Source organism: Paenibacillus sp. PCH8 (assembly GCF_002968835.1).
Taxonomy (GTDB): domain Bacteria; phylum Bacillota; class Bacilli; order Paenibacillales; family Paenibacillaceae; genus Paenibacillus.
In genome coordinates, this window is sequence record NZ_PKQK01000002.1 from 157,921 (window position 1) to 184,559 (window position 26,639).

Annotated in this window: 22 protein-coding genes and 2 pseudogenes; 9 read left to right on the forward strand and 15 right to left on the reverse strand. The window is 46.8% G+C overall.

The window, feature by feature from the left end; all coding sequences use genetic code 11:
* The first annotated feature begins 18 nt into the window (after window positions 1–18).
* From C0Q44_RS13305 to C0Q44_RS13320, 4 genes and pseudogenes are all read left to right on the forward strand, one after another.
* On the forward strand, window positions 19–1,209 hold the full coding sequence (locus C0Q44_RS13305; RefSeq protein ID WP_105407809.1) for a YheC/YheD family endospore coat-associated protein: 1,191 nt from the start codon (window positions 19–21) through the stop codon (window positions 1,207–1,209).
* Between the two features lie 60 nt (window positions 1,210–1,269).
* Window positions 1,270–2,642 (forward strand): annotated as a pseudogene (locus C0Q44_RS13310) (YheC/YheD family endospore coat-associated protein).
* Window positions 2,642–3,747: pseudogene (locus tag C0Q44_RS13315) on the forward strand (YheC/YheD family endospore coat-associated protein). The pseudogenes C0Q44_RS13310 and C0Q44_RS13315 overlap by 1 nt, the downstream one beginning before the upstream one ends.
* A gap of 36 nt (window positions 3,748–3,783) precedes the next feature.
* Complete coding sequence (locus C0Q44_RS13320; protein WP_105407810.1) at window positions 3,784–4,968, forward strand: YheC/YheD family endospore coat-associated protein; 1,185 nt, start codon at window positions 3,784–3,786, stop codon at window positions 4,966–4,968.
* A 98-nt stretch (window positions 4,969–5,066) separates the two neighbouring features.
* Here C0Q44_RS13320 and C0Q44_RS13325 read toward each other — a convergent pair whose 3' ends face one another.
* The 8 genes from C0Q44_RS13325 to C0Q44_RS13360 all read right to left on the reverse strand — a co-directional run bounded on the left by C0Q44_RS13325 (window position 5,067) and on the right by C0Q44_RS13360 (window position 15,089).
* Window positions 5,067–6,983 carry an alginate lyase family protein gene (locus C0Q44_RS13325; protein WP_105407811.1) on the reverse strand — a complete coding sequence of 639 codons (1,917 nt, stop codon included), beginning with the start codon at window positions 6,981–6,983 and terminating at the stop codon, window positions 5,067–5,069.
* Window positions 6,980–7,315: a cupin domain-containing protein gene (locus C0Q44_RS13330; protein ID WP_105407812.1), complete on the reverse strand. Its 336-nt coding sequence runs from the start codon at window positions 7,313–7,315 to the stop codon at window positions 6,980–6,982. The genes C0Q44_RS13325 and C0Q44_RS13330 overlap by 4 nt, the downstream gene beginning before the upstream one ends.
* Before the next feature lie 69 nt (window positions 7,316–7,384).
* Window positions 7,385–8,785 carry an ABC transporter substrate-binding protein gene (locus C0Q44_RS13335; protein ID WP_105407813.1) on the reverse strand — a complete coding sequence of 467 codons (1,401 nt, stop codon included), beginning with the start codon at window positions 8,783–8,785 and terminating at the stop codon, window positions 7,385–7,387.
* A 130-nt stretch (window positions 8,786–8,915) separates the two neighbouring features.
* Window positions 8,916–10,520 carry a response regulator gene (locus C0Q44_RS13340; protein ID WP_105407814.1) on the reverse strand — a complete coding sequence of 535 codons (1,605 nt, stop codon included), beginning with the start codon at window positions 10,518–10,520 and terminating at the stop codon, window positions 8,916–8,918.
* 11 nt (window positions 10,521–10,531) lie between these two features.
* Window positions 10,532–12,262, reverse strand: a complete 1,731-nt coding sequence (locus C0Q44_RS13345; protein ID WP_258166305.1) for a sensor histidine kinase — start codon at window positions 12,260–12,262, stop codon at window positions 10,532–10,534.
* Window positions 12,263–12,387: 125 nt separating this feature from the next.
* Window positions 12,388–13,257, reverse strand: coding sequence for a carbohydrate ABC transporter permease (locus C0Q44_RS13350; RefSeq protein WP_105407816.1), 870 nt, complete (start codon window positions 13,255–13,257; stop codon window positions 12,388–12,390).
* A gap of 22 nt (window positions 13,258–13,279) precedes the next feature.
* Window positions 13,280–14,170 carry a carbohydrate ABC transporter permease gene (locus tag C0Q44_RS13355; RefSeq protein ID WP_105407817.1) on the reverse strand — a complete coding sequence of 297 codons (891 nt, stop codon included), beginning with the start codon at window positions 14,168–14,170 and terminating at the stop codon, window positions 13,280–13,282.
* 229 nt (window positions 14,171–14,399) lie between these two features.
* Entirely contained in the window at window positions 14,400–15,089 is a 690-nt protein-coding gene (locus C0Q44_RS13360) for an HAD family hydrolase (protein ID WP_105407818.1), read from the reverse strand.
* 616 nt (window positions 15,090–15,705) lie between these two features.
* Between C0Q44_RS13360 and C0Q44_RS13365 the strand changes: the two genes are divergently transcribed.
* The 5 genes from C0Q44_RS13365 to C0Q44_RS13385 all read left to right on the forward strand — a co-directional run bounded on the left by C0Q44_RS13365 (window position 15,706) and on the right by C0Q44_RS13385 (window position 20,670).
* Window positions 15,706–17,346, forward strand: coding sequence for a thiamine pyrophosphate-binding protein (locus tag C0Q44_RS13365; RefSeq protein WP_105407819.1), 1,641 nt, complete (start codon window positions 15,706–15,708; stop codon window positions 17,344–17,346).
* A 12-nt stretch (window positions 17,347–17,358) separates the two neighbouring features.
* Window positions 17,359–17,727 (forward strand): carboxymuconolactone decarboxylase family protein, encoded by a 369-nt coding sequence (locus tag C0Q44_RS13370; RefSeq protein WP_105407820.1) that lies wholly within the window; start codon window positions 17,359–17,361, stop codon window positions 17,725–17,727.
* Window positions 17,728–17,915: 188 nt separating this feature from the next.
* Window positions 17,916–18,257, forward strand: a complete 342-nt coding sequence (locus tag C0Q44_RS13375; protein WP_105407821.1) for a hypothetical protein — start codon at window positions 17,916–17,918, stop codon at window positions 18,255–18,257.
* 54 nt (window positions 18,258–18,311) lie between these two features.
* Complete coding sequence (locus tag C0Q44_RS13380; RefSeq protein WP_105407822.1) at window positions 18,312–19,304, forward strand: 3-oxoacyl-[acyl-carrier-protein] synthase III C-terminal domain-containing protein; 993 nt, start codon at window positions 18,312–18,314, stop codon at window positions 19,302–19,304.
* Window positions 19,305–19,608: 304 nt separating this feature from the next.
* On the forward strand, window positions 19,609–20,670 hold the full coding sequence (locus C0Q44_RS13385) for a YrpD family protein (protein ID WP_105407823.1): 1,062 nt from the start codon (window positions 19,609–19,611) through the stop codon (window positions 20,668–20,670).
* 145 nt (window positions 20,671–20,815) lie between these two features.
* Here the strand turns inward: C0Q44_RS13385 and C0Q44_RS13390 are convergent, their stop codons facing one another.
* The 7 genes from C0Q44_RS13390 to C0Q44_RS13420 all read right to left on the reverse strand — a co-directional run bounded on the left by C0Q44_RS13390 (window position 20,816) and on the right by C0Q44_RS13420 (window position 26,581).
* Entirely contained in the window at window positions 20,816–21,124 is a 309-nt protein-coding gene (locus tag C0Q44_RS13390; RefSeq protein ID WP_105407824.1) for a hypothetical protein, read from the reverse strand.
* A gap of 192 nt (window positions 21,125–21,316) precedes the next feature.
* Window positions 21,317–21,886: a manganese catalase family protein gene (locus C0Q44_RS13395; RefSeq protein ID WP_105407825.1), complete on the reverse strand. Its 570-nt coding sequence runs from the start codon at window positions 21,884–21,886 to the stop codon at window positions 21,317–21,319.
* 68 nt (window positions 21,887–21,954) lie between these two features.
* Complete coding sequence (locus tag C0Q44_RS13400) at window positions 21,955–22,230, reverse strand: spore coat protein CotJB (RefSeq protein ID WP_105407826.1); 276 nt, start codon at window positions 22,228–22,230, stop codon at window positions 21,955–21,957.
* On the reverse strand, window positions 22,220–22,459 hold the full coding sequence (locus C0Q44_RS13405) for a spore coat associated protein CotJA (RefSeq protein WP_105407827.1): 240 nt from the start codon (window positions 22,457–22,459) through the stop codon (window positions 22,220–22,222). Before C0Q44_RS13405 ends, C0Q44_RS13400 begins: the two co-directional genes overlap by 11 nt.
* Before the next feature lie 279 nt (window positions 22,460–22,738).
* On the reverse strand, window positions 22,739–24,091 hold the full coding sequence (locus C0Q44_RS13410; RefSeq protein WP_105407828.1) for a hemolysin family protein: 1,353 nt from the start codon (window positions 24,089–24,091) through the stop codon (window positions 22,739–22,741).
* Window positions 24,092–24,137: 46 nt separating this feature from the next.
* Window positions 24,138–25,274 carry a radical SAM/CxCxxxxC motif protein YfkAB gene (yfkAB, locus tag C0Q44_RS13415; RefSeq protein WP_105407829.1) on the reverse strand — a complete coding sequence of 379 codons (1,137 nt, stop codon included), beginning with the start codon at window positions 25,272–25,274 and terminating at the stop codon, window positions 24,138–24,140.
* 221 nt (window positions 25,275–25,495) lie between these two features.
* Window positions 25,496–26,581, reverse strand: a complete 1,086-nt coding sequence (locus C0Q44_RS13420; protein ID WP_258166385.1) for an HD-GYP domain-containing protein — start codon at window positions 26,579–26,581, stop codon at window positions 25,496–25,498.
* Window positions 26,582–26,639 lie beyond the last annotated feature (58 nt).

Here is a 26,639-nt window from a genome sequence, read left to right on the forward strand (position 1 = left end):
GAGGAGAGGTGCAGCATCATGTTTCCATTATCTCAGACCAAGACACTGGCCATTCTGGTACGTGCAACCGAAGGCTCACCTCCCTTCACGGATGAACTTTTCTGCCGTCGTCTCAGTCTGGGGAGTGTGCGATATGCACTTCAGGTTATTGTGATTCCGATATCAGTTGAGGCAGCTCAGTCCTACCTTCAACGGGGATATACCTATCTTCAAGGGAAATGGAATCCAGTTCCCATTCCGGCAGTCGACCTGTTCATGGACCGTTGTCTTCGCCCTCTCCCCAGAAAGATCAGACAACAGCTTGAACAACGGGCATCGGTCAACGGCAAGGTTCCGCACCGTTATTGGTCTGCTTCCCTGCCAGGAAAATGGGAGGTCCATCGTGTGCTGTCCCGGAATCCTGAATTGCGAGCACGTCTTGCGCCCACAACCCGGATCGAATTGCATATCCCCTGGGAGACCTGGCTGGATCATTGGCCCAAGGGACTGTTCTTCAAACCGGTAGCAGGGACTCATGGTAAAAACACCTTTCGCCTGTCTCGGGGAGAGATGCCATCTACATGGATCGTAGAGGGTCGCAGCTCAGACAATGAACACGTTCACCTTACATTTAATCATACCCAGGCGGTATCTTCCTGGCTGGAATCCCATCAGGCTGAGCGCAAGATGATCGTGCAGCCCTATTTGGAGCTTAGCCATCACGGGAGAGCGTTCGACATACGGGCTCTTATGCAAAAGAATGGGCAAGGTCGCTGGGCTCTTACAGGATGTATGGTGCGAGAAGGACCGGAAGGTTCGCTCACTTCCAACCTTCACGGAGGGGGAAAAGCATATCCCGTCCATTCCTATCTGATGCAACGATATGGAACAGTTCGCACAGAAGCTCTACTCCAGAACATTAGACAGACTGCCACTCTGATCCCCACCCTGCTGGAAAATCGTTTCGGCAGGTTAGCCGAATTGGGTCTTGATTTCGGAGTTGATGCAGAGGGTAACCTCTGGCTGATCGAAGTCAACTCCAAACCAGGCCGTACCTCATTCGCAGAAGCGGGTGACCGACGCATGCATGCCCTGACTTATACGCGACCGCTTGCCTATGCCCGTTATCTGTTGCAGCAACATGTTCTAACGGACGTTATTCGTCCGATGAAAATGCCGAATTCATCCAGCAAAGCTGGCCTGAAACCCATCCCGATTCACGGCGGCTGAGGCCCGCAGCGCCCGCTTGCCATGGAGCACAAGGATCTTTTCAGGATAGGAGGATAAATCATGAGTTTGACCTTTTGCAACCTGCATTTCACCAAGCAACCGGATAAAGTGGTTTATGTATCCAACGCTTTAATGAAGAGCCTCAACCTGTCCGGCAAAAAAACGGTGCACCTTCGCTTCGGGCGTGACCGGGTGCCAGCAACCATCAAACCCATTCGCAAAGCTGGCAAACATCTGTATCTTGCTACAGGCATACGCAATCTGATGAACGTTCCCAAACGGGGCAGCATTTATCTCCGAAATTTGCAAAATGATGAGGTCCAGTTGGGTCCACTGATTGGTGTTCTCTCCGACGGACCCTCAACAAGTACCAATCCTTTCGGTTCCCGTACGGGTTTCATCAAACAATTACTTCGTGAAGGCAGCCGAAAATCCTATATTTTTGCCTTTACCCCCGGGATATCAATTGGCAGAACGAGACGGTATCCGGATTTTTCCTGAATGATAACGGAAGCTTTTCCCGCAAAACCGTACCTCTGCCCGATGTGGTCTACAACCGATTGCCGAGTCGCCGTTCAGACTTCTCACCCGCAATCAACCAGCTGCGGGAACGATTCATTCGCCGGAAGATCCCCTTCTTCAACTGGAGCTTCTTCAACAAATCGGATATCTATACGTTGCTGGAGAACGAACCGACAGCAGGACGATATATCCCTGAATCGATTACCAATCCGTCGGTGGAACAGATGAAAGAAATGCTGGAACGCCATCAGTTTGTCTACTATAAACCCACCGCCGGAAGTCTGGGGAATGGGATTTACAGACTGACCTATTCGCCCAAACGTGGATATTTCGCACGTTATCGCAAAAAAGGTGGTAATGCACTCCTGCGCTTCGGTTCTTTCAACAGTCTGATGCGCATGCTTCAGGGAAGGCACGGCAAGCAACTTCGTGGGTATGTCGTCCAACAGGGAATAAGACTGATTGAAATTGACGAATGTCCAATTGATTTCCGCTTTCACATGCACAAAAACGGTAACAATCAATGGGTTGTTGTTGGCATTGGCGCCAAAAAGGCAGGGCGTGGCAGCGTCACAACCCACATCAAAAATGGCGGCTCCCTGATGACGCCTGAGCAGGCGCTTAGTCGCAACTTCGGCGATCGTGCGGGAGAAGTTCTTCAGCATGCCAAATCCGTCGCTATTACACTGGCCCAGGCGATTGAAACCCAGCACCAGCATCTGATTGGTGAGATTGGCTTTGATCTGGGCATTGATCAGGAGGAACATGTATGGATGTTCGAAGCGAACGCCAAACCCGGGCGCTCCATTTTCCGTCACCCTTCACTCCGGGTGGAGGGCAAATCGTCGGTGGAGCACATTTTGGAACACTGCCTGTATTTGAGCAAATTCCGGAAGAAGGAAGGCGTGTGATGAGCCTTCACGATGATTTCAAACCTGTCATAGCTGTTTTGACCATGCATGATAATCAGCGAATGTTCAGGGGGAATCAGCAAAATTTTCAGGATATCTTACAGACAGGCGAGAGCATGGGGTATGTGGTATATATTGTGACGGTGAGGGATCTGGACGTGACGGGTCCCACCGTGAAAGGATATACGTTCAACAAGGGGAGTGGAAAATGGACTTCACAGCCTTTCCCCTTCCCCATGTGTTGTACAATCGAATTCCCAACCGGGAAGACGAGAATAAACCTTCGGTTCAGCGCAAAATTGATGAATGCATGCAATCCGGGATCGAACTGTATAACCCATTCTTCTTCAATAAATGGAATCTGTTCGAATGGCTCAAAAAATCCAAATCGACTCAGCAGCTGATCCCCCATACCCGGCGGATGCGCAGTGCTTCTTCTCTGGGTGCCGTTCTGCGGACATATCCCTATCTGTACCTCAAGCCCGAGAGTGGCAAAGCTGGCAAAGGCATCATGATGCTTAAATTCCAGGAGAAAGAGCGCCTTCCCTATCGCCTTAAAGTACAGACCACCCGCAAGAGTACAACGTATAAGACAGCAACACTTGCCAAGTTATGGGCACGAATTCGCAAAGAAACCGGACACACGCCCTATATTATACAGCAAGGCATCGAACTGGCATCCTCTCGGAAACGTCCCTTTGATTTGCGTGTTCTTGTACAGAAGAACAGTAAGGGACAATGGAGTGTCACCGGCGTAGGTGCGAGACTTGCTGGCTTCCGCAGTATTACAACTCATGTGCCGCGCGGAGGGAGCGTCGAAGACCCTGAGAGACTGCTCATGGATCTATTCGGAGAAGAAATGACAACGGCCCTGATGAAACGTGTGAAATCTACTTCATTATTAATTGCAAGACAAGTGGAGCGTGGATCGGGATTTACGCTGGGAGAAATGTCTATGGATCTGGGTATCGATGAGCTGGGGGAAATCTGGTTTTTTGAAGCCAATGCGAAACCCATGAAGTTCGATGAACCGCAGATCCGTCGGCGGTCACTGGAACGCATATTTCATTACAGCGCCTATCTTGCCCATCAGTCCAAACGATGATAGACAGGAATACTGCAAAAAAGAAGGTGATTGTTTGTGTCCTCACCTGTTCTGGGCATCATGACGTTGTACTTGAATGAACATCGCGCTCTTGAAGAACGAAGCATCTATCGCAGAATGATTCTTGAAGGGCGCAAGCGGGGACTCGATATCTATGTATTCACACCTGCCGACGTACATCCGGGAGGCAAACAGATTGAAGCGATGGTTTTTCATGAGGAAAAAGGCTGGTCCCGGGAATGGCGATCATTCCCGGATCTGATCTTCGATCGTTGCCGGATTCAGCGCAACCGCAGATTCCAGCAACTGCTTGCCTTTCGGCAAAAGTATGGGCATTTGCTCTTTCTAAACAGACCCCTTCGCAATAAATGGACCATCCATCAGACCCTTTCGGAAAAATCCGCCTTTCGGGAGCACCTGCCGGAAACGGTGTTATTTCAGGATATGTCTGACGTGAACCGGATGCTCAAAGCTTCTTCCCTGGTCTACCTGAAACCTATTAATGGAACTGGCGGGCGTGGTATTCTGCGCGTTGAACGAAGCAGTAGCGAGGCGAATACCGTGCTTGTACAAGGCCGAGATCAGAAGCGTCGGATTATCACGCCGCGTAAAGTCCATCTGTCACGGCTCGGCGCGTTGCTCCAGCACTGGAACATGAAAGATAAGTATCTTGTGCAGAAGGGGATTCAACTTCAGCTGCCGAATGGGCGGGTACATGATTACCGCATGCTGGTCCAGAAGAACGGTGAAGGACAATGGGAGCTTACCGGATGTGCAGGACGAATGGGTGCAGAGAAGAGCGTTACCTCCAATCTGCATGGCGGCGGTCAGGCTGTAGCGATGAGTCGACTGATGAAGCAATGGATCTCCGATGAGGAACTTCGAGCAGAGATTAACACGACCGCTGAGAAGTTCGGCATCGATGTTGCTTCGTTTCTGGAAGATACGTATGGGGACTTGTGTGAGTTGGCACTGGATTTGGCGATTGACAAAAGCGGACACATCTACCTGCTCGAAGTCAATCCCAAGCCTGCTCGTGAAGTATTTGCTCGCATCGGTGAACGGGATATCTATTATAAGGCCATTACTCAACCACTTGATTACGCCTTATGGGTATACCGCAACAAACCTTCAGATGTGGGTGTGTCCAGAAGACCTGCCGTACCCAAGCCCACCACTCCTAAATCTGCACGAGTGAAACGAACGAGAAGAATTAAATAAGTACACAAACAAGCAGGAGCGGAGTTCGCGAAGTGCGAGCATCCGCTCCTGCTTTATCGTTTCCTTCCAAATGCTCATAATCAGGAAGGGGTCATGCTCTATTTTTTTGTCCATTGCAACATATCATTATCGATCACTATTCTTCCTTCTTCATCGCCTTGCATGTAGTTCAGCTCCAGTCTCGTCAGGTCAGGCTCTAATTCATATGTGGTTACACGTATCACTTGGTCAATATGATCCGCTGGCAGACACAGGGTAAGAATTCCGACTTTACCCGAGAACTCTGCCCTGCCCTGAATAACGGACGTTTCCGATTTGGAGCCATACACTTCAGATATCCAGCCAGGCTGTTCTGTAACCTCAAAATTCCCCTTCGCAATCCCTGCCGTAACCCATTGCATCGAAAGTATGACCGCTGATTCCGCTTGGTTAATTCCCGCCGTCGGTTCACCATCATCGTTCATTCTCAAGGCAAGATCCGCCTGCGGATGCAGATGGAAACGTTGCTCCAGTGTATGCTCTGCTTGTGCATCAAGCCAATCCACAATCAGCAGCAAAGGCACGTCCACTCCTGCCAGTATCCACCGCCGATGCGTGACTGGATCAGGCAAACGCGTATACCCGTCATGTGAAGCATCCATGAAGTGATAGCTGTCATTGCTCTCCGAGCGAAGTGTTGTGGCCTGCGCCTCCGGCTTACCCCATTGCTGGGTGGATACATAAGGTGTCTGATCCAAACCGTCCAGTGTGATCGTATTGTGCGCACGTGTACTTTTGAAATACTTGCGCCATTCCCCTTCCTCATACGTGTAACGGCCCGTATCCGTGAAGAATAGCTGGTTCTTCCACATCCACTCCATATTCAATGCATCTGCATGTCCATGCGCTCCGCCCATCGCAGCCGCATCAAAAAACAGATACTGACGTGCGTCTCTCATGACATAATAACCAGTCTTCGGAAAAGCACGACTGGACTGGGATGACGAACGAGCCTCCTGGAGTCTGATGCAATGTTCATATTTCTCCACACCCAGCAACCAGAGACACTCCGAACTGTCCGTTCCGCGAGCCATCAGATCTTCATCTTCCAGAATGGCACCTAGCAGGGTCAGTCGCTGACGCCCATCACCTAGCCAATCCGAGTCGCCAATGCCTGTGGATTGATGGTCTGGTCTGACCATCGCCTCTGTGAATGCGGCCATTTGGCGAAGACATTGGCCATACCATGCCGAGAACGGATGTCCCGAAATCTCCCCCAGGAGATAAGGCGTGCCAAACATTTCGATGCTGGCGTTATGATAGTGCGTATTCAGCTCAATCTGTATGCCTTCCTCATTCAACTGGTGCAGTAGACACAGTTCAAGACGTTCCACTGCCATTTGACGCCAGTATGGACTTCGCGGGTGCTGATGGCAGAACGTAGCCATCATGAACAATCCCTGCATATGCATGATGGCATGATTGATCTCCGTACTTCCAAGGTAACAGGTCAAGAACTCGGCATGCTCCTCCAAACCTTGTAGAAACTCCGCCTGAAAGCCTTCATCCAGCAGCGGACTGGAGGCCATATACTTGTATGCAGATATCCAGGACTGCACACGCAGTCCAGTTTCCAGCAGTCGCCATGGACCGGGTTTCTGAAAAAAAACAGCTTCATCGTAGCCGGGATTCACAGGTACTGGATTCTGCTGTCTCCAGCTACGGAAATGCTCCATGAACGTTGTGACATATAGCGGATTGTCCTTCATCAAATACGCCTTACCGAGGTCCAGCATATGCCAGTGACGATTGATTCCCCACGTAAATTCCAAATCATTCGTCGGGTTATGAAGCCAGTCCACCGGTGTTCCTAGCGGAACCCAATGATCCAGATTATTGGTGTAAGGAACCATAAATTCGTTCAGAATAGCACGGTTGGCAATCGTCAGTGAATTCCGGGCTTCCTCTGGAAAATGCTTCTGATAATACTGTGCTGCTTGTTGCAACTCCGCTGTTGAAAGGTAGAAATCGCTCATTTGGAACCCTCAAGGAAATCCTGACGAAACGGGGTAAACACATCCAGAATGACGGAGTCCTCCAGTGCCTTCACGCCATGAGGAACATTAAATCCGGCGTAGAAGCTGTCTCCTGCTTCTAAAATGCGAGTGTCTTCACCTACCTGGACCTCGAAACTGCCTTTCACGATATAACTGATCTGCTCATGCGCATCATGGGAGTGAACTTCTCCAATGCCGCCCTTTGCAAAGGTAACCTCCACCATCATAAGGGTACCGCCCATACCCAACACTTTGCGGGAACTCGTTCCGTTAATGATATGTGCATCGATGGATGCATTGTTAATCATCATTTTACCTATCCCCTTTCCTTATAAATAAGCGACCGAAGTAGTTAAACCAACGGCCGCCATGAACGATTCTTACTCTTCCGTGGACAATTTGCCCTGAAGCTTGGAGGAATCAAAGGATGGGTCAGCAGCCATTTTGGTCAGCCCCGCCGCCTTCGTTTTCTCCAGTGATGCATTGTATCTTTTGTCCAGATCCTGGATTACACCATCAATGTCGCCACCGGTGAATACAAAGATGGAGAAAGCATCACTCCATTTGGTGCCTTCCAGTGAACTCTCTGTTACAACACTCGGATTAGCCGGGAAAATGGCGTCATAACGTTTCGGCAGGAAACCTTCAATGCCTGGAATGCTTGGTTTTTTCTCGGAACTCAGTACAGCAGGAATAAGTGAGATTCCGTATCCTTTTTCGTAATATTCACTTTGCAGATCCTTGCTGTATACATACTCCATGAACTTCCATGCCGCTTCCTTGTTGGCAGAATCTGCACTGATACCGATATAGGAGCCCCCAATCACCTGTGAAGCCCCTTTGATCGTTCCATCCCTTGTTGGCACGGGAGCTGCTGCCCAATCTTCTTGCGTTGGGAATTGATCTTTATATACCCCTGGTTCTCCAGAGTGATTAATGTACATTCCGATTTTGCCTTGGGCAAACTGGGCTCTGAGTGGATCAATGTCCAGACTCTCTACCCCCGGCAACATGCTGCCATCCTGATTCATCTGACGAAGCGCCAGTGCGATGTCCTTGTACATACTAAAGTCAAATTGTCCTGTCTTGTAGTTGTAGCCATCAATACCGTCCGTATTGCTTGCACCTGCAATGGTATTGGCTGCTCTCCAGAAACCGCTGCCACTCTTGAATGGGCTGGCAAATCCATAAATTCCTTCACTCTTGCCGGCTTCGGTAATTTTCCGGGCATCTTCCACCATCTCGGCCAACGTTTTTGGCGGATTGGCAATGCCTGCTTTTTTGAAAATATCCTTGTTGTACACCAATCTCCATATCTGACCGGTATTGGGAAGGGTATATACTTTTCCATCCAACGTATTTTTATTATCAATCAGACTATCTTTGAACATGGTCTTCATCTCTTCACTCATGTATCCGTCAATCGTGGTGAGGTAACCTTTCTGATAATACGTCTGAAAATCATCAATTTGCAGCACATCGGGTGCCTGCTTGCTCGCAAAAGCAATATCGACCGCCTGCGGATAATTGTCACCCATAACGGTCATTTCCACTTCAATGTTATCCTTGTTCGTCTGGTTAAACGTATCGATCTTGGACTTCATAAAATCAGCATCATGGCGATCTGGCGTCCAGTATACGATTTTGGTTTTCCCTTCGGCATTTCCCCCATTGTCAGAAGCCGTCCCGCTGTTAGTCGTCGTTCCACTGTCTGTAGAACAACCTGCCAAACTTACTGCAAGCAATGCACTTAGCGTAGTCACCATCCACTTTTTAACCATTGATATGCCCCTTATGCTGTCTGGACAACCTGTTGGGTTACCCGTTAACGTAATGATAATCGTTTTGCTTTCAAGGAAGTGAGGGACATTCTGACTTTGCATGGGGGAAAAATGATGATCCGTGTCTCTTTTAGTTCAGGTACATTTGTCGGAATCGGGTAGGGGTCATGCCGCAGTATTTCTTGAACAGGCCGCTGAAGTAGGGACGATCCTCATAACCAAGCATCTGGCAGATCTCTTGCACCTGTACGCCTGCAACCAGCAGGTCCTTCGCCCTTTCCATTCGGAGCTTCGTAATATATTGAATCAGCGTCAGGCCTGTCTCCTTTTTGAACGCATTCGCAAAGTAACTCGGACTCAAGTGCACCGATTGGGCACAGGACTGAAGTGTCAGATTCTCTGCAAGATTCAGGCTGATAAACTCCCGAGCTTTACTGATAGCCTGTTTGACATCGGTAAGTCGCTTCTTGTCCATAATCTCGCAACCCATGCTGCTGAAATGTTTGATATATCCCTTCCAGCCCTCAAACGTCAAGGAGCGCATCGCCTCAAGTACCGTCAAGTCTGCCTCCAGACGCAAACGTTCCTCTTCCGTGATCTCATCACAAAATGCACGATAGATGGCAAAAGCCAGCCCCGATAACAACCGAATCATTGAGAGCGGTTCGGGATACCCTTTGATTACCTGCCATTCTTCAAGAATGTCGTCGATAATTCGGTGACAGGTGCTTTCGTTCCCACATTTGAGTGCATAAAAAAGTTCCTTTTCCTTCTCCAAAGGATACACGGGAGCCACAAATTCCTGATTCTCCAAATCGGCATACCGGAGGATGCAATTGCCCTCATTGTAGAAGCGATAGGATATGGCCTTATCCGCATCGGCATAAGCCCTCCAGATTTCCTGCGGTCTCCGGGCTATTGTACCGAGGCCGATAGAGATTGTTTTTTTGCAGAATTGTTCTACATTGTGGCGACATTGCTCCAGCAGTTCCGAGGCGTCGATCTGACCTGGTGAATTAAATATAGCTGCAAGCCGATATCGATTTTCCCTGAGAACAACCCCCTTGGTATACCGGTTTAATGATTCTCCCACAATATTTTGGACCGCAAAAGGAATGATTTCCGCATCCAGATGCATCGTGTTTCCATACCGGGTGTAGCCATCCACCTCAATAACCATGACCCGCAGATTGGAGGAATCGAGATCGATGTGCAGTTCATTCCAGCGGCTCTCATTCAGAAACCCTCCAATCTCATGACGCAACAGACCCAGCAGGTAGTTATGACGCTCGTACTGACTGCTGCTTACCACCTTCTGTTCCAATTGTTCAAGCTGTCTGAACTGTGCCTGTTCTCCCTCAATGCTCTGCCTTACCTTCAGCACGGCACCGAGAATTTCATCCGGGGTAAATGGCTTGAGCAGATAATCGGAAGCACCCAGTTTGATGGCCTCCTGTGCATATTGAAAATCGGAGTATCCGCTGATAAAAATAAATTTGGATCGCAGTCCGGCATCCAATGCACGCTTCATCAGTTCCAGCCCGCTCAGCCGGGGCATTTTAATATCCGTAATCACGATGTCCGGTTGCTGCTCCAGCAAAAGGGACCAACCACGTTCACCATTGTTTGCCGTGCCCACAATCTGAACCTGATGGTCCTCCCATGGGATGGTCGAAGATATACCTTTTACAACCGCCTGAATATCATCCATCACACACATCGTCAAGTGCTCCATAATACCCCTCCTCAGCTGATCGGAATCGTGATGACAACGGTCGTCCCCACATCTGCACTGCTATGAAACACAATCGAAGCCGCATCCCCGTAATGCAGACTCAATCTGCCATGGAGGTTGGATAGTGCGTAACCCTTGCGGCCTCCATCAACGGAATCCTCAGCATTCATTCTGGCTACATCCATTCCACAGCCATTGTCAGCGACCTCCAGCATCAAGAGGTCATCATGACGATCAACACGGATCACGATGACGCCCAACTCTTCCTTGTCATTGAACCCATGCAGGATGGAATTCTCGACCAAGGGCTGAAGCAATATTTTCAAAATATCCATGCCGTAACAGGAGGGGGCGCCCACCTCGATCCTGTAAACGAATAGTTCCTCATAACATTTTTGCTGAAGCTGCATGTACTGTTCTACATGTTTGATCTCCTGCTCCACACTGGTAATGTCTTTCCCATCATTCAGTCCCAGACGGAACAGCAAGGATAGGGATACAATCATCTCACTGACATCCTTTTTCTCTCCGCTCTCACTTTTCCAGAACATCGTATTGAGCGTGTTATACAGAAAATGTGGATCGACTTGCGCCTGAAGTGCCTTCACTTCAAATCTGCGCTTGTCCTGTTCGGTTGTTCGCACTTCTTCAAACAGAACTTGGATCTGATCCAGCATTCGATTGAAGCGGTGTCCCACCGAGCTGACCTCATCGTCATATTTGCTGCGAAACCGCACATCCAGATCATTATATTCCACCTCAACCATTAGGCGCCGCAGCTTGTTCAATGGCTTCAGCAGAGCCGAGGCCAGCAGGCTGGACAACCCCAATGCGAGCAAAATGCAAAACAGCATGATCAGGATCACCAGCCAGCGAATCTTCTGGAGCGGGGACAACAAATCAGCCTTGGATTGTACACTGACCATGACCCAATCCTCATTTATCGACAAGGCTGAATAGTTAACGAGCATGTCCTCTCCTTGAGCGTTCCTATACGTAAAGTCCCCGGCATTCCCACGTCTGTACTGGTTGGTGAAGTCAGGTTCTGTAATATAGTCGTAATTTCGCGAGGAAGGGCGAATGACTTCACTTCCGTCTTTATGCAGCAAAAATAGTTGAATCTGGTTATTCATGAGATCCTGCGTCAGAATGTTCCGCATCGCCTCTTCCTTCATATTGACGACCATATACACATTAGAAAACGTATGGTTATCAATCACAATAGGTTTGAGCAACAGAGATAACACATTGCCCTTGGATTGGAATAATCCACTCTCGTGTGAACCAAACCACATCGTATTCCAGCCTTGCTGCTTCACAATGCGCCCATATTCGCTGTCGAACCCATTGTCGCGATTCGGGAAATCCTTCGTCGAGAAAAAATCACCGATCGGTGTCGTTACATATGTGGTGTCGATCAGTGGCTCTACGAGCTTTAACTGGGCAAAAGACGTTTGAAGCAGGGAGAGATTCTGATAAAAATGAGATGTATTATGGTTGCGAACATCCCTCATGACCTGTGTGAACGTTTCGCTCAACATAAAAGAATATGAGGAAACGACAATGTGCCTCAGATGTTCATCCATCACCTGTACCGATTTATTCAGGAGACCTTGCTTCAGTTCAAGCGCATTCTGCTCAATGCTTCGTGCTGCAAAGAGATAGGAGCAAATTCCGGTCACGCTAATGCAAAGTACAACGAGAAAAATGTACAGCAGCTGTATTCTTTTTTTCAGAGACATCTTATAGAAGCTGGGTATCATTGCGCTCGCTCCTTGGATACGGATTGGACCCGCCGGCTGTTAATTAAACTGAGTATAGCACAGCGGAATTGTCCATATAACCGTTTCCATTATCTTGTCCGCACCTACCCTTTCACCGCACCCAACGTCACCTGCATGAATGATTTGTTGGCGAAGATATAGACGATCAGCAGCGGTAAAATGGACAAACAGGCCCCAGCCATCATAAGTTGAACCTCCGCCGCAGCTCCGATACCATATCTCAGATTGGCCAGGCCGACAGGTAGTGTCTGCAAATCCGGATTGCTCATGGTGAAAACGAAAGGCAGAATATATTCATTCCATGAGCTTTGGAATACACCCAGACCTGCAACTGCCAGTCCAGGACGCAGAAGTGGAAGAATAATTCGCCAGTACGTGCTGTAAAAATTACACCCGTCGATCATTGCCGCTTCATCCAGTTCGCGCGGAAGACTCTTGAAGAAACCGATAAGAATGAAATAGGTGGCAGCGTGTGCGCTGATCAATATAATAATGACACCCCACAACGTTTTATTCAGACCCAGCTTGACCATGAGGTCAAATTGCGGACGAAGTACAACAGCCCCTATGGAAATAAACAGGGTGGATGCCATGAGCAGCGTGTATGCCTTCTTTCCTTTGAAATGCACCCGATCCACCGCGTAGGCTGACATCGAAGCTACCAGCAATGTGCCCACGGTTGTACTTACACTTACAAAAATACTATTCAGGGTAAAACCCGAGAAATTAGCGGTCTTCCAGGCCTGAGCGTAGTTGGAGAACTGCCAAATCTTCGGCCAGATGGTTGCCCCTCCCGTCAATTCCTGGTTCGTTTTGAATGAACCGAACAATACCATGATGATCGGGAACAGCGACAACATGGCGATTACAATCAGAAATAACCAGAGTACGGTCCGTTTGGTCCAGCGAATGAGTCTTGGAGACCCTGAGGGCGTAAGCACGTTTTGAGTCATCATCGTTTCCTCCTGATTGCTTTTAATAGACATCATTGAGCTTTTTGGAAATCCGGAAGTAAATGAGCGTAACAGCTCCTACGATAAGAGCCGTTGTGAAGCCGACTGCACTGCCATAACCCAGTTGTTGGAGAGATTGCGTATCGGCTGACACCGGAAATAATAATTTGAACAAGTACAGATACATCACTTCCGTTTTGCCATATGGCCCACCCTCGGTCAACACCATGATACTCTCGTATCCTTTCAGAGCTGTTGTAATGGCAAGCATGATGATCATCTGCAGAACTGGACCGAGCAAAGGAATCGTCACATTACGCAGTTTCTGAAACTCACTCGCTCCATCCAGTGACGCCGCTTCATATAGTTCTTCTGGAATGCTCTGAAGACCTGCGATGAACAACAACATGTAATTTCCCACGGCTCCCCAAATGGCGATAATGATGGTCGTTAGCATGGCATGTTCAGCACCCAGCCAGCCAATCGGTTCGGAGATCACATGATACTTGAGTAGCAACTGATTCAGAATTCCGTTATATGAATTGAAAATAATGAAAAAGACAATGGCCATGACCGAAGCGCTAAAAATGGTGGGAAGATAGTAGATCGCCCTGAATAGGGAACGCCCTCTCCACTTGCGATTCAGGATAATAGCCAGAATTAATGATAGTGGAATCGTAACAACAAGCTTGCCGAGGGCATATACACCCGTGTTGCCTACTGAAGTCCAGAATTGCCCATCGCGCATAATTCGGCCAAAGTTATCAAGCCCGATAAATACAGGCGTACCGATCCCCTGATAATCATAGAACATGTAACGCAACGCCCATAACAAAGGATAGATGCCAAATACCAGGGTTAGAAACAGACTTGGAAAGATAAACATGTAGGCATGCATTTTTGATGGCTTCACCAGAATCGGACCCCCTATAAGCTTTTGAATGAAGTATAGAGGTTATCTCGAAGAGAGCGGGATAGGGAAATCAACTTTTTACAGGGGAGAATGTGACTGCATGACAAATACAAAAAACCTGTATCCAACGAACAATCGTTGAGAATACAGGTTTAAACAAGAGATTATGCATTTCATCAAGCTTAGGGCGTGTCTCAAAACTCCCTAGTAAAATGATCTGGCGAAAGGATTACTCCTCCGCTTCATGATATAGACGCAGCAGATCTGTAAAGTCAGAGATTAACGCATCCGATCCCGCAAGCTCTTCATCACGACCAAACCCTGCATAGGCACAGCCGATAACCGTCTGACCGTTCATTTTACCAGCTTCTACATCAGAGGAGCGATCCCCTACCATCCAGGCGTCCTGAATCCGATGTTTCTCAAGCAGGATCTGCACCAGATTAATTTTGGACGGCGTTTGGTATTGACCTGCACTATAAACGCCTTCAAAGAGCGGCATAATTTCGTGTGCAAATGCGACACCCTTCACATAGTCCTCCAGCCCGTTACTCGCGACAAATAGCCGTATCCCTTGTTCTTTCAAAGCTTGCAGCGTCTCTTTCACCCCGGGATATAATTGGGAGTTGCCTCCATCGAGCCCTTCGATCTCCAGTTGAAGCAGTAATTCGTCTGCACGGCGATGCGCTGCTTCCGATGCTTCTGGCATGACTACTTTCCATATATCTTCCAGCAGCATGCCCAAGCTACCCAGCATACGCTCTTCAGGCGGGGTCTCTCCTTCAAAATGCCCTTCGGCACGTAACGTATCAAATAACTGCTGGTAGGCTGGCAACAACAGAGTCTCTGTCTGGAACAGCGTACCATCCATGTCAAAAATCATCGCTTCCGGTTTGCGTAATACGGTCTCTTCAGTCATGTCCAATGTTCCTTTCGGATTGGGATATGTATATGTTACAGAATCGTTCCCTTCCCATGATAAACATAACGTTTGAACGTGTAAACCAACGATTGTTAAACAGAGGCCAATCAACCTTATACAAAAAAGGACAGAGGAACAACTTGCTTCTCTTCAATGGAATGGACATCGGGTACGAGTGATTCTATTCGAAATATAGGGTCATTGCATTCACCCCGATCCATTCCCAGTATAACAGAAAGTGATGTTATGCCCAGAATATACACAGATGCGAAAAAAGGATGGCCCTCCCGCTTCCAAGTCGTTTTGAAAACTAAATTATACCATTTTAAGTCATTATTTTACATATTGTGTAATCATTCATCATTCGGGTCATTCGTTGCAGGAATATATAACCATTTACTTAGGCCATACCCAGTAAGGCATCAAACGTTACCAACTTGAGAATCAGGTCATTCGACTTATAAAATAAGTTGACAAAAAACCACAAAAAAAGATATTCTTCCTATTAACAAGGAATGTTTCCTCTTACAACCTTAGATCATGATTTTCGTTCAGAAAAAATGGAATATGCGCATGGTTCGAATAACCTATTTCATGAAGCGAGGTGTCCCGCATGAGAACAGTTGCGGACTATTTGGCAGAAACTCTGCGTAATCTAGGCGTTACTCATGTCTTTGGTATTATCGGAAAATCGATCTGTCCTGCAGTACTCCAGATGGTCGATCATGGTTTGCAGTTCATTCCAGGCCGTCATGAATCCAGCTCAGGTTTTGCTGCATCGGGTTACGCACTGCAGACAGGCAAACTCGGTGTCGCCTTTGCCACATCCGGTCCAGGTGGAACCAATCTGCTAACTGCTGCCGCCCATGCAAAAGCCAACAATCTCCCCGTACTATTCATTACAGGTCATCAATCCATTCAGGAACTGGGGCTACCTCAGTGCCAGGATTCTTCTTCCTATCTGGCTGATCTTGCCGAGATGTTCAGACCTGCCACGCTATTCAGCAAACTGGTTGAGCGTGGAGATCACTTCAGCACATTATTGAATCATGCCCTATCCATTGCACTTGGCCCCATTAAAGGTCCCGTTCACCTCTGTCTTCCTTTTGACGTACAGACCGAATGGTTAGCTCCGTGCAGAATTGTCATTCCCGAACCGGAACCTCTGCTTAGTGTATCTAACCTGAATCGTATTCTCCCTCTAATTCAACAATCCAGCCGTCCCTTAATCATTGCAGGTAAAGGTGTAGGTCGTGCCAAAGCCCATGAAGAATTGCTTCATTTGGCCGAAACGTTCAACATTCCCGTCATTACCACGCCTGGTGGCAAAGGAGCGATAGCGTGGGATCACCCTCTGTATCATGGCCCTTGTGGTGTTGGAGGATTTCCCCATGCAGACGACATGCTGAATCAAAGTGACCTTTATATCGTGCTTGGTTCAAGACTGAGTGATATGACACTCTGCAATCTGAAACCACAACATCATCCGGCACACCTGATTCAATTCGACATTGATCCTACATTTGTGGGTAAAATTCTCAATGCACAGACCTTACATATCACCGGTGACTTAAAGGATAATTTGCAGTATTGGTTAAGCACTCTGACAGACCGTTCTGCTCCAGTGCGTACAATGATTCCAACATCACCCGTGAATTATCATATGCCTTTGCCAGATCTGCCGAACCTGTCCCTAGCTTCCGTGCTGGACGGGATGAGTGACCTGCTTCCATACGATCATAAACTGTTTGTTGATGATGGAAGTCATGGCTTCCATGCCGTCCAGCGATATAAAGTGAAGAAACCCGGCAGCTTTGTGTTCGATTCTTACTTTGCCTGCATGGGTAACGCCATCGGTATGGCGATCGGTGCCAAGGCTGCTTCACCCGAGGAAACCATGGTATGCATTACCGGAGACGGATGTTTCATGATGCTAGGGACGGAGATCAACACCGCAGTATGTAACAAACTTCCCGTTATCTTCATCGTGGTAAACAACAAACAATTGGACATGGCCCTCAAAGGAATGGAAAAAACAACAGGCAGAATTGACGGCACCTTATTTGAAGTTCCCATGGACGCAGCCAAGTTTGCCGAATCTCTGGGTGCTATCGCTTTTCGAGCGGAGACTCATGCAGAATTCACATCCGCACTAAAGAAAGCTCAGACATTGGAACAAGTCACTGTGATTGAACTTCTTACCGATCGCGACGAGATTCCACCTACCGCTCACCGTACCGTAACTTTGAATTAGGAGGCGTATATCATGAGTGAACATGCAGCTCAGGGACTGGATCGTTTCACAAAACTTTCGGGTGAATATGGTGCACGAGCACTAGCCCCGATTAAGGAGCATTTTCCTGAATTATCCGAATTTATAATGGGGACGGCCTACGGGGATATTTTTCAACGCACAACGATTACAGATCAATGGAAGGAAGTTGCTATCATTTCTTCGTTGATCACCCAGGGGCAGTATGAACAGTTAGGCGTTCATTATACGATGGCACTTAGCGTAGGAATTACCGTGGATCAGCTCAAGGGAATATTGCTGCATCTCGCACCATGTGTGGGTGCTCCACGTATCATCAGTGCATTTAATATTTTGCTCGCCACCTTGGAAGAAATCCAATAATTCACTCTTCTACATTTTTATACATGATTCGACTTTTTTATTGATCTTTTTACATTCCTACCTTTATAATATGGGTAAATTATCCTCGGACCATTTCACATCTTAGAAAGCATTCACCCGAGAATCCTAGGGCTGTGTTGCCATCAGCAGGGTAGCTTTAACTCATTTTAGAAGGAGAGAGATCAAGTATGGGAAGTTTCAAACTCAAGAATGACGTTCCGAACAAGGTGCTCAACATTGAACTGGAGGGTTCTTTCTCTCAAGAAGACGGTTTGCGTTCCATTTCGGCCTATCAGGATACGATCGCTCCTATTAATACCAAGGAGTACAACCTGAACATTGATTGTAAAAAGTTGAATGTGACTGCCCCGGAGATTGTGCCACTTCTGGAAGGATGCCTTCAGTTGTTCAAAAAAGATGAATACAAAAAAGTCGTGCTGACACTTGAGAACAACGCAATTCTTAAAATGCAATTAGCTAGGCTTGGTCGGACTGTAGGTCTGGACAATCTTGAGATTATATCCACTTAATAAACCTGGCGGACAAGCTAAGATTCCAACCTTCCGCTCAAGAGGAGAATGAAGATGGCCGGAATTCGTATCGTCGATATCGATATCTATCATCCAACAACCCAGGTGGGCAATGATTTTTATATTGAACATTTTGATGCCAGAGGTGTAGATATTCGCGGATTGTTAAAGGCACTTGGTCGTGATACACGTTATACCATTGACAACGATGACGAAAACTCGCTAAGCATGGCCTTTGAGGCGACCAGTAATGTACTGGAAAAAACCGGACTCACCGGTGCAGATATGGATCTGATTGCTTATGCAAGCCAAACGCCAGAATACATCTTTCCTACGAATTCCCTCATGATTCATCGCCTGATTAACGGGGCATCTCATACGATCTGCATTGACAGCAACGCCAACTGTGCAGGCATGACCGCCGCTTTTGAACAGGTTAGCCGACAGATGCTGGGCAACCCCCGAATTCGGCGCGCATTAATCATCGGTTCAGATTACGTGGCTCCTCACGCGAGTCCGGATGATCCGGTATACTTTGCTAATTTCGGTGATGCAGCTGCAGCGATCATTGTAGAGCGGGACGAACATGCTGTCGGTTTCATTGATTCAATCTATCAGACGGATACCTGTGTATATGGTAATTCCCTCTTTCCCGCTGAAGGCTTGGCGAAACTGGGGAAAACCGGCGTGGATGCGGGTGCTTTTCATGTGAAATTCATACCGTTTGACGATGCCATCTGTGTGGATGCCGCTTCGGAGTCCATCCGTACCTTGCTTACGCGTAATGAGATTATGCCAGATGAGATCAAAGCCGCCTGTTTCTCTCAGCTATCCATTAGTAATATTCGGGCTGTATCCGAGAACATCGGTATTAGTCATGATACTGCCGTCTACATCGGAGATGAGTTCGGATATACCTCAACCAGCAGTCCATTCATTGCGTTGCATCGTGCGATTACCTCTGGTCAGATTCAGCGTGGTGACAAAGTTCTGTTCTGGACCGTTGGAGCCGGGTGGCAAAATGTTGCCATGGTCGTCGAATATTAGGTGAAAACTTCATAACCAACAAAACCATCCCTTGTACACGACTTGGGATGGTTTTGTTTTTCTTTGTTTTTTCAACCATATCATTCATATCGTTGAATCTTCAACATAAATAATTGTGAATTTAATCACTTACATAATATTACATAAAATATATGATAGGAAAGTAAATAAATCCCACAAAAGGAGATGTTTGTTTTCCGAAAAACTACCTATCATTATCAATTGCTGCTGCATTAGGACGTAGTTAGGAAGGATATTGCTGCTTTTCAACACACATTTTATTTATAGAGAGGGAGTTTTCAGAATGAAAATAAGAAAATCGCTGACTTCTTTATTATCTTTAGCTTTGTTATTAACTCCATTAAATCTTGTATTCGCTGAAGGTAGTATTGACACGACTACCATGAACAATGAACTCAGAAAAAATATTGAAATCAACATTGATTCATCGATTACGGGAAATGAGCGAGAAGTGATTGCAGACGTTATGGCCCGTCTTGACGAAGAAGATCGAGAGAATGTGATCTATGTCTCTGAAGATGGTGCCGTATACTCCAACAAGGTGGAACTCCAAGCGACTACAGAAGTATATGATCAGGTAGATAACAATACTTATCAAAGCGCATCCGGAAAAGAGCTTGTTGGACCTGGAATATCCACAAATGAATTTTCAACGTCTGCCGTTAGAGATGACCTACAAATTTCGCCTACTGCCGAAGTACCTACTCCAAGCGGAGGTTCCGGTCCTTATCGAAGAGTTTTCTCGAATAATGGCTACAACTGGTTAAGCACGTATGTAACTATTCCAGGTGCTCCATACGTAAAAGGCAATGTTTCTACAGATGTTCCTTATGTATATTTGGGCGGATGGGGATCTAACGGAAATGGGATAGATGCAGGTTTACAATATAGTACAGCGTTTGATAATTGGTCACCTACAACGTTGGCCAACGGAGAGATGGTTCCTAGCAATACGCGCTATCGATCAGGTCAGGATATTTATATGAAATTTTATGTGACTAATCCCAATGAATGTACGTTGGCTGTATCGGGCATTACAACGAGTGGTGAACAATTGACAACAACCATTGTAAGAGGCGGAATAAGCGGCTGGGATAAAAGTGGTACCGGGATGAGAGTAAAAAGAATGACCACCATTGGCCAAAAACCCGAGAACATGAACACAGGATCAACCATTAAAAATGTGCGCTGGCACGATATTACTGTAGGATATTATTCAGGAAGCAATCTCATCTATAACAACTGGGGCAGTGGACAAACCGGAGGGTATCACTCTGTACCTTCCAGTAAAGTAAGTGTAAATTATGTAGGCCCCGGAGAAGAAACGGTCAGCATACAACTTTAGTTATCCATTGAATCTGGAAGAAAAAATCTACAGAGAAAAGTAGCAGTTCCAAGATTATTTAATCTTCGGAACTGCTACTTTTTAAAAATAATTTTAAACCGTTGTTATACGAACTTCGACTATAAGTTTAATCTACGATTTCTGATTATCTATAAACGGTCCCTTCGTATCTTGCAGCAACAGTTCCATTCACAGTATGATAACTAACCAACACTAAGGTTCCAACATAACCGTCACTCGTCCGATGATCCGTAAGGTATTTCGGTACTCCAAAACCTACAGGGTAATAAAACACAACAGATTCAAATCTGCTTTCAAGCTTAGCAGCTACTACGTCTGATACACTTGTACTGGTATTCGGTTGAATATCTGCCGCAGACACGCCTGCGCTTGAAATAGAAGTGGTCAGAATAAAGGAACATGCAGTCAAAATAAGAATTTTACTAAGTCTCACAATGATCATCTCCTAAATAGAGTTTTGAACTACAATTTCATTGTATAATATACTAATGGACTTTACAACAATTTTTGTAAAAAAATATAATAATTGTAATTTTATTTAAAAAAGTAATGATTCAATTTACTACATTTACATACAAAAAAGCAGCCCTAATTGGACTGCCCTACCGTTGCCTGTTCCAAGCATTCAGAAAATCTTCTTGGTCTCCCGATCATCCTTCAGAATCTCCACCGCCTCCCGGAAACGCAAGGAATGTACGATTTCCCGTTCCCGCAGAAACTTCAGACTATCCTGCAGATCCACGTCATCGGTCATGTCAATCAACCATTGATATGTAGCCCGGGCTTTCTCTTCCGCTGCAATATCCTCATACAGATCCGCAATCGGATCACCCTTGGCCTGAATATACGTTGCGGTAAAAGGTACACCTGCTGCATTACTGTAGAAGAGGGCCTTGTCATGGTTAACGTAGTGAGCAGCCAGACCAGCTTGCTCCAGCTGTTCCACTGTAGCATCTTTGGTCAGCTTATAGATCATCGTAGCAATCATCTCGAGGTGCGCAAATTCTTCCGTGCCTATGTCATTTAGCAGACCAATAATTTTCTCTGGAATCGTATAACGCTGGTTCAGATAACGAAGAGCTGCGGCCAATTCTCCATCCGCACCTCCATACTGTTCCATCAGTAATTTGGCCATATGAGGATCACATTTACTCACTCGAACGGGATATTGCAGCTTTTTCTCATATACCCACATGCAGGACTCCTCCTCCTTCAACTATTTGATCGATTCTGTCCCTGTCCCGATTACGTTTCATTCAAGGGTTAGACCTGCCAAGGCCAAGGTGTCTGGGACCACTCCCATGGATATTTGGAGAACGCATGACCAAAGTTCATTAACGGTCCATACCGTTGTTGAAACTCATGAGCTACCCGCATTCGCTCTTGGCTGAACTTGTTGTACTGTTCGATGCTTTGAAAATCTCCTGGATGGGTGTCCAGGTACAGATTCAACTCAACTAACACGAAATCCAGCGCCTGAAGTTCTTCAAGTAACTCATAGTATTTGGCATCACAGGCTTTCGGTGCTTCAGGCTCCATCTGCTTCCACCTTCCTTCCCTTTGATTTCTTGGATGTGTAAGGGCTATACAATGCAGGCCATAATGTTCCCAGTCTCAGAGCTTCTGCCGGGCTGAACTGGGGCCAACCCATCGGTTGGAAAGGGATAAATAACTGCGGTGGCACAAGATACGTGCGAATTTCCATCGGTTTACAAGGATCAAACGGCCCCACAAAAGGGGCATACGCTCGAATCTGCGGATCTTTCATCAGAAACGCCTCCTTCCATCGATGTTAATGGTGAATCCCACATCACATTTCAAACCATTGCTTCCCGTCTCTATATCCATATGTTTCAGTTCTGTAAGTTAATCCCCTTTCAGTCAAAACCGGTACAGGAATTTCTCGTGTCCTCTTCACTCCGACACAAAAAGACCCTTGAAAGCACCTACTTGGCACTTCCAAAGGTCTATATCATGGCAGATTCCTTAACTTCCAAACAACTTTCACACTCACCTGTTCGATTTATCACCGTCATGCAACGCTGAACTATCCCTCTGCCTCATCTCCCGAGTGCAATTCTTGCGGGAGCGATTGCTTGTATACTTTGACTCGGGTAATTCGCAATCGAGTGGATTCTTCCACTTCAAAAGCATATCCATTCAATTCCCGTGTCTTGCCCTTGGCGGGACTGCCTTCAAGCTCTTTGAACAGCCACCCGCCAATGGTATCCACTTCTTCATCCTCAATGATCGCTCCAGTCCACTCATGAACCTCTTCAATGAGACAACGACCATCAATGGAAAATGAATCACCACTTCGCTCCATATGTGGACGCTCATCTTCAAACTCGTCATACAAGTCTCCAACGATCTCTTCCAGAATTTCTTCGGCCGTCAGTAATCCCGCTGTACCCCCATATTCATCAACAACCAGCGTCATCTGAGAATGTTTCTTCTGCATCAGACGCAGCACATGGCTGATTTCCATGGATTCAGGGACGTTCAAGATTGGACGGACAAGTGAAGCCAGATCATGTTGTTGCTCCGGTTCAGCCAGTAGCAGATCGGTAATGTGGATAAACCCGATAATCTCATCTTTGTCTTCTACCGCGACAGGATACCGGGAGTGTTTGGTTGCATGGATAATCTTCAGGTTCTCTTCCAAAGACATATGGGTATACAGACAATCCATATCTGTACGCGGCAACATCACTTCCCGGGCCAACATATCGGAGAAATCAAAAATGTTATCCATCAGCTTGATCTCATCCTTGTCAATGATACCACTTTTGGCACTCTGCTTCATCAGAATACGAAGTTCATCTTCCGAGTGAGCTTCTCCTTCACTGGCAGGTTCGATACCTGCCAATCGCAGCAACGCATTCGCTGATGCATTCAGTACCCAGATGAACGGGAAGAATATCTTATAGAACAACAGCAAGGGTGCAGACAGGAACAAAGCCACTCCGTCTGTTTTTTGAATCGCCAAAGATTTAGGCGCAAGCTCACCCAGCACGATATGCAGAAACGTTATGATACAAAAACCGATAATGACGGACACTGTCGAGATCAGCCCAGTATCTCCTACACCGAGCTTGAACATGAGGGGCTCAACGAGCAATTCGGAGATGGCCGGTTCTCCCAGCCAACCGAGTCCCAGTGAAGTCAGCGTTATACCGAACTGAGTTGCCGATAGATAGGAATCCAGTTTACCATTCACCTTCAATGCATAACCGGCCATTCGGTTTCCTTCACTCTGCAATTGAGTTAAGCGTGTCTGCCTTACTTTCACCAGGGAAAATTCCGCTGCAACAAATACGCCATTCAAAAATACGAGCAAAAAGACACAGACCAGATTAAATACCAGCTGTCCAAGATGAAATTCGGTATGAATACCCAAGTTGAAACTCCCCTTCTGGATCTATTTCAGGAATACACCTGGAATATCAACGTGTGATTGCCTTTCTCGATTTGAAATCCACACCTTTATAATACATATCTGCCACCAGCAGGTTTGGTCCGCAACAAGATGCGATATCACAATGGCAGTTGACCGTCTGATTCAACGGATGTTCAGCGGACCATTCATGGAACACATCATCCAGTTTCCGATCACTAATATTGCCAAATGCCGGGATATCCGCAAAATCCGTTACATACACATTGCCCGTAAACATGTTGACATTAACTCGGTTACGTCCATCCGGATCATTCCGTACCGTTACATTAGGCTCACTGTATAGTCGGTTAATCAATTCACGATCCTGCTCTGCTGTACTGCATGCGAAGAATGGCAGGGTCCCGAAAAGCATCCACATATCTTTGTCACGCACATCAAGCAAACGATGGATGGCTGATCTCATATGGTCCAGTGATAATACAGGCAGAGCAGAAGCAAAGTTCGAATTATACATCGGATGCACTTCATGACGAACACAGCCCATTTCACGAATCAATTGATGAATACCATCCAGCTTGTCGTGAGTACGGAAATTAATCATGGATTCAGCAGAGATGAACATGCCTGCTTCACTTAATTTACGGGAATTCTCAATCATTTTCTCGTACATCTTCACCGCTACTTCACGTTTCACAGGTCTCCCACTATTCGCAAATCCGACTTGATGGAAATCGTCTGCATTCAGGTAGTTGAATGAAATATGCATAACGTCCAGATAAGGTAAAAGTTGCTCATACCTGCTAATATCCAGCGTTAGGTTCGAATTGATCTGGGAACGGATTCCACGTTCCTTGGCATATTTGAGCAGCGGGATAATCATCTCATCCACTGTTTTCTGGCTAAAACTTGGCTCGCCACCCGTCAGACTGATCGTCTGCAGATGTTCCACCTCATCCAAACGTTTCAGCATCAAGGGTAGCGGAAGCGCCGGCGCTTCACGCATCGTAAGCATATCTCCCACGGCACAGTGCTCGCACCTCATGTTACACAGATGTGTCACAGTCATTTCTACACTGGTCAGCACATGGCGTCCATATGTACGCAGAGAGCCGATCGGATCCCATGGATCATTCGTCGGCGATAAAGGCATCGGTTGCACCGATCCTGAGTTTAGCATGGTCATTGTTCCTCACCTTATTCCTTTTATTAACCTAAAAAGTTTTCTTTACATCATACCTTGTGTTTCTCTTTTTGGAGTTATCTTTTATCATAGCACAATTTTGAGTGCTCCGGCACACGCCCACCCTGTCCATTACATGACAAAAAAACGCTCACGCAACTCGGGGGACAATCATGAATCGGCCCCGATATTACGCCATGAGCGCTAATTTCTTTCAAGCTTGTTCAGCTATCCATTCGTTCATTCTGGGCTACTGCTGGTGCATCTTCGACACCCTCCACACCCGTGATCATCACTGACAGTGCTGTCGACAAGTTAATTTCGTAAGGTGAAGACAACGTCTCACCGTCGGCATCCTTCAGCACTCGGATAAGCGGACGTTGAGGCACGCGTGGATGAATGGCTGCAACTACCCCGACCTCTCCGGTACTGAGTGTAACCGATAGACCTACAGGATAGATTGCCACACAATCCCTGAATCTCTCAAGCATCCGTTGTTCATAGAGTGTGCCTGAACCGGTATACAGCACCTCCACTGCCTGGTGTGGCAACAAGGCTTGCCGATATACCCGATTCGTTGTCATCGCATCATATGAATCAGCAAGCGCAATCCACTTGGCATATTCATGAATTTCCTTGTCCTTCAGACCGAAAGGATAACCACTGCCATCGATTCGCTCATGGTGCTGCAATGCACAATGCGCAGCCAGCAGCGGTATACCCGGTTCGTCTTTGAGTATGCGATGTCCATATGTAGTGTGCTGTTGAATAATTTTGAATTCCTCATCACTTAATCTGGAAGGCTTATGCAGAACTTCTGGTGCAATCTGTGTTTTGCCAATATCATGCAACAAGGCGCCCAGGCCAATCTCCATTAATTGCTGACGTGTGTACCCCGAAGCGACACCAAGAACCAATGTGTACACACATACATTCAGCGAATGATTATACAGGTCAAAATCACGGGAATTCATGTCCATGAGCATAATCATGGCTTCCTTCTGGCCACCAATGTCTTCCAGAATACTATTCATCACACCACTTAGCGCTTTACCAAAATGAGGAATCCGGTTCTTGCTTTTCAGCCCGGACATATTCTGAAACTGCTGCTTAATCTCTGCAAGCGCCTTTCGCTTGGTCTCTTCCTGCAGCATCTCCGGCACAATGATATCCTCTGTTGCCGCATCTTTGATATACACATAGCCGACCCCGAGATCCTTCAGGCGCCCAATCAATCGACTGGTCAGCTCTACATCTTCACTGAGCAGAACCAGTCCTTCTTCACTAAAAATACGTTTCCCCAGCTTCATGCCAGGCTGCAATAAGTTTATATGTACTAAACGCACAGCCTATCCTCTCCCGCTCCGT